The sequence below is a fragment of the Pseudomonas nitroreducens TX1 genome (assembly GCF_000313755.1).
Classification (GTDB): domain Bacteria; phylum Pseudomonadota; class Gammaproteobacteria; order Pseudomonadales; family Pseudomonadaceae; genus Pseudomonas; species Pseudomonas nitroreducens_A.
Genome location: NZ_AMZB01000103.1, coordinates 42,727 through 55,125, shown reverse-complemented (window position 1 = coordinate 55,125; position 12,399 = coordinate 42,727). Strand labels below are relative to the sequence as shown.

Here is a 12,399-nt window from a genome sequence, read left to right as displayed (position 1 = left end):
CTGCGGGAATGCTTCTTGTAGAGCGGTCACTTGGCGGCGGTCTTCTGTGCGCCGGCCAGTTGTTCCTTGAGGTCGTAGGCGCGCTTGATCAGGTACTGGTGCACCGCCTCGGCCTGCTGCAGGTCGAGATGGCCCTGGAACGAGGGCATGCCGTCGGGGATGCGGCCGCCATAGACGATGCCGAGGAAGCGCTGGTGGTTTTCCGCGCTGAGTGTGCGCAGGTCGGGCACCACGCCGCCGCTGATGGCGTTGATGCCGTGGCACTGCGAGCAACTGGAGTTGAACAGCTCGCGACCCTGGTCGATCTGCGCGGAGGTGCCGGTCAGCGCCGGCGGCTCGGGCTTGCGGTCGGCCCACTTGTAGTTGATGTCCGGCAGCTTGGCGGTGCCGCCAAGCTTGTAGGTCAGCACCTGGGCGTTGGGCTTCACCCCGGCGCGCAACGACAGGGCGCCGGCGAAGGTGGAGAAGGCGCCGCCCCAGCCGGCCATGAAGGTCACGTACTGCTCGCCGTCCACCTCATAGGTGATGGGCGCGGCCATTACGCCGGTATTGGCCGGGGACTCCCAGAGCTTCTTGCCGGACTCGGCGGCGTAGGCCACCACGCGGCCGTCGGCGGTGCCTTCGAATACCAGGTTGCCGGCGGTGCTCAGGGTGCCGCCGTTGAAGATAGTGCTGTAGGGCACTTCCCAGCGCTTTTCCTGCTTCACCGGGTCCCAGGCGATCAGCTTGCCGGTCCAGGTGTCGGCGATCTTGCGCAGGCCCTCCGGGTCCTCGGGCATCATCCCGGTGTTGACGTCGAGCTGGTAGATGCTCTTGAACCTGGAACGCGGCGGCGCGCCGTCGACGTCCTGGTACATCGCCGACATGATGTGCGCCGGGATGTACACCAGGCCGGTGTTGGGGTTGTACGACATGGGCTGCCAGTCGTGGGCGCCCCAGAAGGCCGGCTGGATCAGGCGCGCCTTCTTCTGCGGGTCCTTCCAGTATTCGGCAACCTTTTCGTTGCGGATCGGCCGGCCGGTCTTCATGTCGATGCCGTTGGCCCAGTTGATCGGGATGAAGTTCTTCGCCGAGAGCAGCTCGCCGGTGGCGCGGTCGATGACGTAGAAGAAGCCGTTCTTCGGCGCCTGCATCAGCACCTTGCGCGGCTTGCCGTCGATCTCCAGGTCCACCAGCATGATGTGCTGGGTGGCGGTGTAGTCCCAGGCGTCGCCCGGCGTGGTCTGGTAGTGCCAGACGTACTCGCCGTTGTCCGGGTTGATCGCCACGATGGACGAGAGGAACAGGTTGTCGCCCTTGCCTTCGCTGCGGATGCGCGGGTTCCATGAGGAGCCGTTGCCGACGCCGATGTACAGCAGGTTCAGCTCCGGGTCGTAGGACATCGAGTCCCACACGGTGCCGCCACCGCCCTGCTTGGCGTAGTTGTCGCCGAACCAGGTCTTGGCGGCGATTTCCATGCCCTTGCCCTTGGGCATTTCCTTGGGGTCGCCGGGGACGGTGAAGAAGCGCCAGTCCTGCTTGCCGGTCTCGGCGTCGTAGGCGGTGATGTAGCCGCGCACGCCGAACTCTGCGCCGCCGTTGCCGATGATCACCTTGCCCTTCACGATGCGCGGCGCGCCGGTGATGGTGATGCTGCGCGACGGGTCGGTGCGGGTATCGACGCTCCACACGCGCTTGCCGGTCCTGGCGTCGATGGCCTCCAGGCGACCGTCGAGCACGCCGACGTAGACCTTGCCCTTCCACACCGCCACGCCGCGGTTCACCGCGTCGCAGCACGCCTCGCCGGCGCGGCTGCGGTCGGACTGCGGGTCGTACTTCCACAGTTGCTCGCCGGTGCGGGCGTCCAGCGCGTAGACGATGGAGAACGGCCCGGTGGTGTACATCACGCCATCGACCACGATGGGTGTGGCTTCCACGCCTCGGTCGATGTCCAGCTTGTGGCTCCAGGCCAGGCCGAGGCTGCCGACGTTGCTCTGGTCGATCTGCTTGAGCGGGCTGAAGCGCTGCTCGTCGTAGGTGCGGCCGGTGGACATCCAGTTGCCCGGCTCACTGTCGGCGGCGGCGATGCGTTTGCCGTCGACATTGGCGGGGGTTTCAGCAGCCTGGAGGTCGGCGGACAGACCGGCCATCAGCAGTGAGACGGTCAGCAGGGAATGACGCAGGGCGGGTTGCAGGCGAACGGAAGGCACGTGCAGGCCAATCGATCTCATGGAGGTTCTCCGATTCTTGTTGGTGCCGCAGGTCGTTCGCCGCGGCTTGAAAGGCTCAGAGCAACCGCTGTGCCAGGCTGTTCGAATCAGGCTGAAGAGCCCGCCGTTCGGGGCTTCTGGCGCTTCCTTCCGGACGCGATGCGGGTGGTGCGGGCGCTACAGGTGTTGCGCGGGACAGTGCCAGGTGTCGCGAGGACGGGACGCTGCGGATGCTTTGCAGGATGGGCTTGCTCGCGAACAACGCCCCATCCGGAAAAAAGAAAACGCGGCCGGAGCCGCGTTCGACGAAGGCCGTCACCCGTGGAATGGGTACGGAAGCGGACGGCCGCCCGAACCGGGCGCGTCGACACAAGGGATACCTGGTGGAGTGCCAGGCGGGGTACACCGGAAAGGGCCGGCGAACCTGATGGGGGAAGGCTCGCCGGTTTGCTGCTGAGGGTCAGAAGAAGCCCAGCGGGTTGATGTCGTAGCTCACCAGCAGGTTCTTGGTCTGCTGGTAGTGGTCGAGCATCATCTTGTGGGTTTCGCGGCCGACGCCGGACTTCTTGTAGCCACCGAAGGCGGCGTGGGCCGGGTACAGGTGGTAGCAGTTGGTCCACACGCGGCCGGACTGGATGCCACGGCCCATGCGCCAGGCACGGTTGATGTCGCGGGTCCAGACGCCGGCGCCCAGGCCGAACTCGGTGTCGTTGGCAATCGCCAGGGCTTCGGCTTCGTCCTTGAAGGTGGTGACGCCCACCACCGGCCCGAAGATTTCCTCCTGGAAGACGCGCATGCCGTTGTGCCCCTTGAGCAGGGTCGGCTGGATGTAGTAGCCACTGGCCAAATCGCCCTCCAGGCGCTCGCTGGAGCCGCCGGTGAGCAGCTCGGCGCCTTCACCCTGGGCGATATCGAGGTAGGACAGGATCTTCTCGTACTGCTGCTGCGAAGCCTGGGCGCCGACCATGGTCTCGGTGTCCAGCGGATTGCCGCGCTTGATCGCCTTGATCTTCTTCATCACCTCGGCCATGAACGGCTCGAAGATCGACTCCTGCACCAACGCCCGCGACGGGCAGGTGCACACTTCGCCCTGGTTGAAGAAGGCCAGCACCAGGCCCTCGGCGGCCTTCTCGATGAAGGCCGGCTCGGCCTGCATGATGTCCTCGAAGAAGATGTTCGGGCTCTTGCCACCCAGTTCCACGGTGGACGGGATGATGTTCTCCGCCGCGCAGTGGAGGATGTGCGAGCCGACCGGGGTGGAGCCGGTGAAGGCGATCTTGGCGATGCGCTTGCTGGTGGCCAGTGCCTGGCCCGCTTCCTTGCCGAAGCCCTGGACGATGTTCAGCACGCCCGGCGGCAGCAGGTCGCCGATGATCTCGGCCAGCAGCATGATCGACAGCGGCGTCTGCTCGGCCGGCTTGATCACCACGCAATTGCCGGCAGCCAGGGCCGGAGCGAGTTTCCAGGCGGCCATCAGCAGCGGGAAGTTCCACGGGATGATCTGCCCGACCACGCCCAGCGGCTCGTGGATGTGGTACGCGACGGTGTTCTCGTTGATCTCGGCGGCGCCACCTTCCTGGGCGCGGATGCAGCCGGCGTAGTAGCGGAAGTGGTCGGCGGCCAGCGGCACGTCGGCGTTCAGGGTTTCGCGCACGGCCTTGCCGTTGTCCCAGGTTTCGGCGACGGCGAGCTGCTCCAGGTTCTGCTCGATGCGGTCGGCGATCTTCAGCAGGATCAGCGCGCGGTCCTGCACCGAGGTGCGGCCCCAACTGTCGGCGACGGCGTGTGCGGCGTCGAGTGCCCGTTCGATATCCTCGGCAGTGGAGCGCGGGAACTCGGCGATGACTTCGCCGTTCACCGGCGAGGTGTTGCTGAAGTACTGGCCCATCACCGGCGCGACGAACTCGCCGCCGATGTAGTTGCCGTAGCGCGGCTTGAGGGTGACGACGGCGCCTGGGGTTCCGGGTGCGGCGTAGATCATGAGGTGCTCTCCTGTCGGTTCCCGGCCTGAATCGGCCAGGTCATGGAGCGATCTTAGGCAGCGCCCTTCCCGCCCCGGAATGCACCCATGGGAGCGGTGGGTTACTCATTTGGTAGTAAATGCCGCGAATGGCTTTTCGTAGGAGCGGACCTTGTCCGCGAAAGCTCACCACTGCACCCACGTTGCAGGATGAACACCCGCAGGGCGGATAACGCGAAACGCTATCCGCCTTTGTAGGAGCGAGCTTGCTCGCGAACAGAATTACCCGGCCGCATCGGCGTTAAGCGGTTCGCGAGCAAGCTCGCTCCTACAAAAAGCAGCCCTGCGCTCACGCACCAGAGTCGCAGGCACGCGCAGAGTCCCGTCAGGATGCCGAGCAGCGGGGCCATCGATGCCGCGAGGGACTTAGAGGAGCAGGGATGGCCCTCGTACGCGCCCTCGGAGCGATACCGGACCCTGATGTCGGGACGAGACCTTTGCCTACGCTGGAGGCGTTTGCCAAAGTCGGTCGCCCGAGGGGGAGAAACAAGAAAACATCCCAGCGCGCCGAGGCGGCGCAAAAACACCGAAAAAGACGGCGGATGACGCTAAAGACGTTATTCACCCTACGAAAAACTTCGCGGGCAGAGTCCGCTCCTACAAAAGCGAGCCAAATCCACTAAAAAACAAAGGGCCGGCTCAATGGCCAGCCCTCTGCTCACCTCACAGAATCATCACTTCTTGGCGACGAGATCCTTCGGCAGCTTGAAGGTCCAGATCATCCCGCCCTGGTCCAGGTCCTTGATCCGCTTCGCTACCTCGCCACCCCACAGCGGCACCGCGCCGCCCCAGCCGGACAGCACGGTGACGTACTGCTCGCCATCCATCTCCCAGGTGATCGGCGATGCGATCACGCCCGAGCCGGTGTTGAACTCGTAGAGCTTCTTGCCGGTCTTGGCGTCGAAGGCCATCAGGTAGCCCTCGGGGTTGCCGGTGAACACCAAGTTGCCGTGGGTCGCCAGCACGCCGCCCCACAGCGGCGCGTAGTTCTCGTAGCGCCAGACCTGCTTGCCGGTCTTCGGATCGATGGCGCGCAGCACGCCGATGTACTTGTCGTTCAGCGGCTTGATGGTGAAGCCCGCGCCGAGGTAGGCCGCGCCCTTCTTGTAGGCGATGTTCTCGTTCCACATGTCCATGCCCCACTCGTTGGAGGGAACATAGAACAGGCCGGTATCCTGGCTGTAGGCCATGGGCATCCAGTTCTTGCCGCCGAGGAAGGACGGCGCAACGAATACCGATGAGCCCTTCTCGGTGCCCTCGCCCGGCGCGCCCGGACGGTGGGCGTCGTCGTAGATCGGCCGGCCGTCCTTGTCCAGGCCCTTGGCCCAGGTCACCTTGTCGACGAAGGGGAAGCCGCGGATGAACTTGCCGTTGGTGCGGTCGAGCACGTAGAAGAAGCCGTTGCGGTCGGCGGTGGCCGCGGCCTGCACGGTCTTGCCGCCGTCCTTGTAGTCGAAGGACACCAGCTCGTTCACGCCGTCGAAGTCCCAGCCGTCGTGCGGGGTGGTCTGGAAGTGCCACTTGATCGAGCCGTCTTCCGGGTTCAGTGCCAGGCGCGAGGAGGAGTACAGGTTGTCGCCCGGCCGCAGGTGGGAGTTCCACGGCGACGGGTTGCCGGTGCCGATGAACAGCGAATCGGTGCTCGGGTCGTAGTAGCCGCCCAGCCAGGGTGCAGCGCCGCCGGTCTTCCACAGGTCGCCCGGCCAGGTCTTGCCCGCCTCGCCGCCGGAGATGCCGTTCTCGATGGCCTTGCCGTCCTTGTAGACGTAGCCCATGTGGCCTTCCACGGTCGGGCGGCTCCACAGCAGCTCGCCGTTGGTGGGGTTGTAGGCCTCGATCTTGCCGACCACGCCGAACTCGCCACCGGCCACGCCAGTGATCAGCTTGCCCTTGGCGATCAGCGGCGCGGCGGAGATCGAGTAGCCGGCCTTGTAGTCGGCCACGGTCTTCTTCCACACCACCTTGCCGGTGTCCTTGTTCAGGGCGACCAGCTTGGCATCGAGAGTGCCGAAGATCACCAGGTCACCGTACAGCGCCACGCCACGGTTGATCACATCGCAGCAGGGCATGATGCCGTCGGGCAGGCGCGCGTCGTATTGCCAGAGCTTGCGACCGGTGCGCGCATCAGCGGCGAACACCCGCGAATAGGAGGCGGTGACGTACATCACGCCGTCCTTGATCAGCGGTTGCGCCTGCTGGCCGCGCTGCTTCTCGCCGCCGAAGGACAGCGCCCAGACCGGCCGCAGCTCCTTCACGTTGTCGCTGTTCAGGGTATTCAGCGGGCTGAAGCGCTGGCCCTGCTGGTTGATCCCGTTGACCACGATCTGGTCGGTGCGCTTGGCGGCGTCACTGATGTCCTGGTCGGTCACCCCGGCGTGGGCGCCCAGGCAGGCCAGGCTGATGGCGGTGAACAGCACGGTGCGGGCGAAAGGTTGAAGCTGTCTCATGGCGGTGCGCCTCTGCGATTGTTGTTGTACCCGGGAAAATGTCCCGGTCTGTCGCAGATTCTTGGTTTGCTACGGTGGGCCAACAATTGAACGCAGTGCCGAATTTCCTAGTTCCTTGGTAGCAATACCGGGCTGCAGAGGCGCGAAAATAGGGGCGCGCGTAGGAGCGGACTCCGTCCGCGATGGCATCCGGCGCGATGCGAACCTATCGCGGACAGAATCCGCTCCTACCGGAGTATCGCGCCGGGGCATGCCCTCTCTCTCGCCCTCGCCCTTCGGAGCGGGGCGCGTAGCCAGGGTTAGGGAGAGGGAAATCCCAGGTACAGACCTTCAGAGGAAGACAGTTGGTCATGCGAAAGTGCAGTCACTGCTCGTCGACGCGCGGCAGCGCCTTCTGCTCATACCGCGGATACAGATGGCTGACGCTGCGGATCAGCTCATAGCGCGTCAGGCTGACCCCGGCAAAACGCTCGGGAATCGGCGTACGCAACAGGTCGTTCATGTCCGCGCCCTGGGCGATGCCATCGCGCATGACGCTGTCGAGCCAGCCGAGGTAGTCGCGCATCTGGGCGAACGGCGCAGTATCCGTGGCGATGGGCCCATGGCCAGGGACGATCAGCTTCCACGGCAGTTTCTCCAGCGTACCCAGATCCCCCAGCCACACGTCCAGCCCCGGACTGTTCGGCGTGGTCAGCGCACGCTGGTAAAACACGATGTCCCCGGCGAACAGCACGCCAGTGGCTTCGTCGAGGATCGCCAGGTCCGCACCGGTATGCCCGCGCAGCCCCACCAGCCGGAACCGGTGATCGCCCATCTGCAGGCTGCCCGGCTCCACTGTCTCGGTAGGCAACACCACTTCCGTGCCGCGCATCCAGTCGCCCACCAGGCGGTACATGTTCTCCGCCATGGCGTTGCCCTGCTCCTTCAGCAGTCTGCCGGTGCCTGCCAGTGCGCCGATGGGCACGTCGGTGAAGGCCTGGTTGCCCAGCACGTGATCGGGGTGATGATGGGTCAGCAGCACGCGCTTCACCGGCTTGCCGGTGGTCTGCTGGATCAGCTCGCGCAGGGCTTCGCCATAGCGTTTCGACGGGCCGGTATCGATCACCAGCACACCGTCGCCGGTGTCCACGAAGGCGACGTTGACGATGGCGCCGCCATTGTCCTTGCCGAAGTTGTCGGTGCTGCCTTCCACCAGCCAGGTGCCGTCGGCGATCTGCCGGGGTTGAAGGTGGTACTGCAGGTCGGCCAGTGCCGGCAGGCACAGGCACGCGAGGGCGATCAGCAGGAAACGCATGGACACCTCGTCAAGGCAGAGCGGCCTGGAATTCGTTGCCGTTGTTGTCGTGCAACCAGAGTTCGGTGTGTGGGTGGCCGCGCACCTCGAAGGTGAACGTCGGGTTCTCGCTCACCGCCGGGAACAGGTCCAGCCGAGCGAAGACTTCCCCGCCCGGCCCGCGCAGCTCGGCGTGGTCCAGGTAGAATTCGGGGATGCCGCCGACCAGGCCGTTGTCCATCGGGTGCGACACCGACAGGCGCACGCGGCTGTACTCGCCCCTGGGATAGGACTCGCCGTGAACCTGGCCAAGCCGATCCTCCCAGCCCGGCTGCGCGCGCACCACGCTGGGCGCGGTGCAGCCGCCACCGGCGGCGTCGATCCAGGCCGAGCCGACGTGCCAGACGCCCTTCTCGTCCCGCAGCGCGGCGCGGATCGGCGTGGCCTGTTCGATGCGGATGCGCACGGCCAGCAAAGGCTCCAGGTGCTCGCCGGGATAGAGCGTCAGCACGTGGGGAATCGGGTTCAGCTCGGCCCACAGCAGCAGGCGGTCGAAGCGCCCCGGCAAGGCGCGGGCGTCCACTTCCACCGGAACCTGGCGGGAGTCCTCGGCGAACGGCGGTACGCCCAGCTTCACCCGCTCATCGAAGACGTAGGGCTCGCCATTCAGCAGGCGCTTGTGGTGGTACTCCCACATCACCGAGGGCATCGGGTCGCCCTCCACCGCCGCTGCCAGAAGCGGCAACGCGCACATCCCGAGCAATACGTGGCGCCGGTGCATCCTGTTTCCCTCACTGCACGTCCTGATAGAGCCCCGGCAGTTCGTAGCGCACGCCGTAGGCCGCATAGAGCTTTTCCATCTCGCCGCTGCGCACCAGTTCTTCCATCTCGCCGTCCAGGGCGTTGGAGAGCTGGCGGTTGCTTTCGTGTACCGCCATGCCGATGTCCCACTCGGGCTGACCAAGGTTGGGATAGGTGTTCTCGGCGTTCTTCAGGTGTTCATCGGCGGCCTGGGCGCGCATCCAGTCCAGCTCGCCACGCAAGGCCATCACCGCATCCACCTTGCCCGCACGCATGCCGTCGAAGGCCGCCTGGGTGCTGGGGAAATGCACGGTCATGCGGCTGAGCTGGCCGCCGAGCACCGAGGTCAGGTAGAAGGACGGCACGCTGTCCAGTTCGACGCCGATGGGGTGTTCGCGGAAGGCGGCAATGGTGTCGACCTTCGGCAGCCGGCGGTCGTCATTGACGACCTGCCACCGCTCGCGCTGGTAGGGGCCGAACATCACCACCTGCTCGTTGGCGAACTCGCCGACATCGTTGCGCCGGTTGGCATACTGGCGGTCGTAGGGCACGCGCAGCATCACATCGGCGACCACGCCGGGGCGCAGGTAATGGCCTTTCCAGATGAAGTTGCGCAGGTCGTCGTCGAGGCGCTCGCCCGGCGTGACCCAGAGGAATTCCGCGCGCAGGCCCAGCCCGCTGGCCAAACGCGTCGCCAGGTCGATGTCGATGCCGCGCGGCTGCCCGCCCTGCATGAAGCTGTAGGGCGGGAAGTTCTCGTACACGGCCACTCGCAGCACGCCGCTGGCGACCATGTCCTCGTAGGGGCGGACCCCGGCCTGCGCCTGCCCCAGCAGCAAGCACAGGAGCACGCCGATCAGCCGATTGGGCAGGCGCATGGCGGTCACTCTTCCACGTGCACGCTGTCCAGGTAGGTGCGGATCGCCCAGAGCCCTTCCTGGCTGATGTAGTCGGCCATCTTCGGCATGTACACCGCACCGTCACGCACGGCGCCGTTGATCACCCGCTCCTTGAACCACTCGTCACCCTCGGCGCCGGGATCGAGCATACGCAGGTCGGGGGCGATGCCGCCGGACTTGGCTTCCAGTCCATGGCAGCGCGCACAGTTCTGGTTGTAGGCCGATGCGCCGATTTCCACCGCCTTGGCGTGGTTGGCATAGGGCTCACGGTAGGGGTTGGTGTCGCGCCATTCCTTGCCCAGCGGTTCCAGCCCCGAGGTATCCACTGCCTGGGGGGTCACATTGCCGTGGGACAGGGCCAGACCCGAGACACCCAGGCCGGCCACTAACAGCAGGCCACACAGCACGTTCTTGTTGTTCATCACTTCATCCTCTCATCGAGATGCTTGGCAAGGCTTGGCGCATGGAACGACGCCAGTGATGAGGATGTTAAGAACGCGCGGCCGGCGGTCGAATCCTGCTTTGGATGCTCCCGTCTACTCCCTTGGTACTAGAACGGCGGTCGACCATGTCCGTTGAATGGCCTTCATTGGTCTGCCGGTATTGCCGGGAATTGGCTATTCGAAGACCAGGCTACAGACGGTAACTTGGCTCCATTCCCGCACGCCCGCGGGCCTCACTGGAGATCGCCATGAGCGCACGAATCGAATGGCCCAAGGCCGCCCCCGACGCCTACAAGGCCATGCTCGGCCTGGAGCAGGCCCTGGCCAAGTCAGGCCTGGAAACCTCGCTGCTGGAACTGGTGCGTCTGCGCGCCTCGCAGATCAATGGCTGCGCGTACTGCGTGAACATGCACGCCAATGACGCCCGCAAGGCCGGCGAGACCGAGGCACGGCTGCAGACCCTGAGCGTCTGGGAGGAAACCCGTTTCTTCACTGAACGTGAGCGCGCGGCGCTGGCCTGGGTGGAAAGCCTCACCCGCCTGCCGGAAAAACATGCCCCGCAGGATCAGTTCGACGCTCTGCGCGAGCAGTTCAGCGAGGCGGAGATCGTCAACCTGACACTGGCGATCGCCACCATCAATGCCTGGAACCGCTTCGGGGTGGGGATGGCGATGGAGCCCTGAGCGGGCATCCGTGCCTGCGGCGGATAATGCCTTCGGCGTTATTCGCCCTACGGCGCTGACCGACCGCTGCCTTTGGGCGGATAACCCGGAACGGGTTATCCGCCCAAAGGCTGGGCCAGCACGTGCCGGTGCAGTCCTCACCCCAGCCCTCTCCTTTCAGGGCGAGGGCTCTTGATCCTGTAGGAGCGGACTCCGTCCGCGATGTGCTCCGGCGCGCTTTGAACTCATCGCGGACAGAATCCTCTCCTACGCATGCCGACACGACCGGCGCCCTGCCCTGCATCCAGGTGCCTTCCACCAGATGACTGAGCGAGGGCTGTTGTAGCAGCGAGCTTGCTCGCGAACCGCCCCGCTGCGAGGCCTGGGTTCGCGAGCAAGCTCGCTCCTGCGAAAAGCCCATCAGCCCTCGATCAGCTCCACCCGTTCCGGCTCGCGCTTCATCAGCACGCGGCCATGGCGGATCGAATACAGCGCCTTGCTCTGCTGGCGCACCGCTTCGTAGTCGCTGTCCACACCCAGCACCAGCAGGTTGGCCGGACGGCCGGCGGCAATGCCGTAGCGCGCGCCGAGGTTCAGCGCGCGGGCGCTGTTGTCGGTGACCAGGTCCAGGGCGCGCTGCAGGTCGTCGAAGCCCATCATGTGGCAGATGTGCAGGCCGGCATCCAGCACGCGCAGGATGTTACCGTTGCCCAGCGGGTACCACGGGTCCTTGATCGAATCCTGGCCGAAGCAGACGTTCATGCCGGCGCGGTCCAGCTCGGCCACGCGGGTCACGCCACGGCGTTTCGGGAAGGTGTCGAAGCGGCCCTGCAGGTGGATGCTCTCGGTCGGGCAGGAGACGAAGTTGATGCCCGAGCGCTTGAGCAGGCGGAACAGCTTGGAGCAGTAGGCGTTGTCATAGGAACCCATGGCCGTGGTGTGACTGGCGGTGACGCGACCGCCCATACCGCGCACGCGGGCTTCTTCGGCAAGCACTTCGAGGAAGCGCGAGTTCGGGTCATCGGTCTCGTCGCAGTGCACGTCCACCAGGCAGCCGGTGCGCTCGGCCAGGTCCATGAGGAACTTGATCGAGCTGACGCCCTGCTCGCGGGTGTTCTCGAAGTGCGGGATACCGCCGACCACGTCCGCGCCCAGGCGGATCGCCTCCTCCATCAGCTCGCGGCCGCCCTCGTAGGACTCGATGCCTTCCTGTGGGAAGGCGACGATCTGCAGGTCCACCAGGTGGCGCGCCTCTTCACGGACTTCCACCATGGCCTTGAGCGCGGCCAGGGTCGGATCGGTCACGTCGACGTGGGTGCGCACGTGCTGGATGCCGTGGGCTGCCAGCATGCGGATGGTGGTGTGGGCGCGGGACTTGGTGTCCTCGTGGGTGATGGTTTCCTTGCGCTGGGCCCAGCGCTCGATGCCCTCGAAGAGCGTGCCGCTCATGTTCCACTCCGGCTCGCCGGCGGTCAGGGTGGCGTCCAGATGGATGTGCGGCTCCACCAGCGGAGCGATGGCCAGGTTGCCACAGGCGTCGATGTCGTCGCCGCTGGCGGTGACGGTGCCGGCTTGCTGGACGACGTCGGCAATGACGTCGCCGTCGCAGCGGATGGTGAACAGGCCGGTCTGCTTGCGCAGCGAGGCGTTGATGATCTTCATGGG

The 12,399-nt window shown here is 65.6% G+C and carries 9 protein-coding genes; 1 reads left to right on the top strand and 8 read right to left on the bottom strand.

The genetic code is table 11. The annotated features are described in order from the left end of the window. Window positions 1-26: 26 nt before the first annotated feature. From C167_RS0111225 to pedF, 7 genes are all read right to left on the bottom strand, one after another. The gene (locus C167_RS0111225) at window positions 27-2,210 is read right to left on the bottom strand and encodes a PQQ-dependent dehydrogenase, methanol/ethanol family (protein WP_017518374.1); all 2,184 of its coding nucleotides are present in this window, start codon (window positions 2,208-2,210) and stop codon (window positions 27-29) included. Window positions 2,211-2,649: 439 nt separating this feature from the next. Further along, window positions 2,650-4,170, bottom strand: coding sequence for an aldehyde dehydrogenase family protein (locus tag C167_RS0111220; RefSeq protein WP_017518373.1), 1,521 nt, complete (start codon window positions 4,168-4,170; stop codon window positions 2,650-2,652). Window positions 4,171-4,883: 713 nt separating this feature from the next. After that, on the bottom strand, window positions 4,884-6,656 hold the full coding sequence (locus C167_RS0111215; protein WP_017518372.1) for a methanol/ethanol family PQQ-dependent dehydrogenase: 1,773 nt from the start codon (window positions 6,654-6,656) through the stop codon (window positions 4,884-4,886). A 364-nt stretch (window positions 6,657-7,020) separates the two neighbouring features. Continuing rightward, window positions 7,021-7,950 (bottom strand): quinoprotein relay system zinc metallohydrolase 1, encoded by a 930-nt coding sequence (locus tag C167_RS0111210; protein ID WP_017518371.1) that lies wholly within the window; start codon window positions 7,948-7,950, stop codon window positions 7,021-7,023. A 10-nt stretch (window positions 7,951-7,960) separates the two neighbouring features. Further along, window positions 7,961-8,710, bottom strand: coding sequence for a quinoprotein dehydrogenase-associated SoxYZ-like carrier (locus C167_RS0111205; protein ID WP_026078959.1), 750 nt, complete (start codon window positions 8,708-8,710; stop codon window positions 7,961-7,963). A gap of 10 nt (window positions 8,711-8,720) precedes the next feature. Beyond that, window positions 8,721-9,608, bottom strand: a complete 888-nt coding sequence (locus C167_RS0111200; protein WP_017518369.1) for a substrate-binding periplasmic protein — start codon at window positions 9,606-9,608, stop codon at window positions 8,721-8,723. A 5-nt stretch (window positions 9,609-9,613) separates the two neighbouring features. Further along, on the bottom strand, window positions 9,614-10,051 hold the full coding sequence (gene pedF / locus C167_RS0111195) for a cytochrome c-550 PedF (protein ID WP_017518368.1): 438 nt from the start codon (window positions 10,049-10,051) through the stop codon (window positions 9,614-9,616). A gap of 269 nt (window positions 10,052-10,320) precedes the next feature. Here pedF and C167_RS0111190 point away from each other — a divergent pair, with 269 nt between their 5' ends. Continuing rightward, window positions 10,321-10,755 carry a carboxymuconolactone decarboxylase family protein gene (locus tag C167_RS0111190; protein WP_017518367.1) on the top strand — a complete coding sequence of 145 codons (435 nt, stop codon included), beginning with the start codon at window positions 10,321-10,323 and terminating at the stop codon, window positions 10,753-10,755. A gap of 399 nt (window positions 10,756-11,154) precedes the next feature. Here the strand turns inward: C167_RS0111190 and codA are convergent, their stop codons facing one another. Continuing rightward, window positions 11,155-12,396, bottom strand: coding sequence for a cytosine deaminase (gene codA / locus C167_RS0111185; RefSeq protein WP_017518366.1), 1,242 nt, complete (start codon window positions 12,394-12,396; stop codon window positions 11,155-11,157). Window positions 12,397-12,399 lie beyond the last annotated feature (3 nt).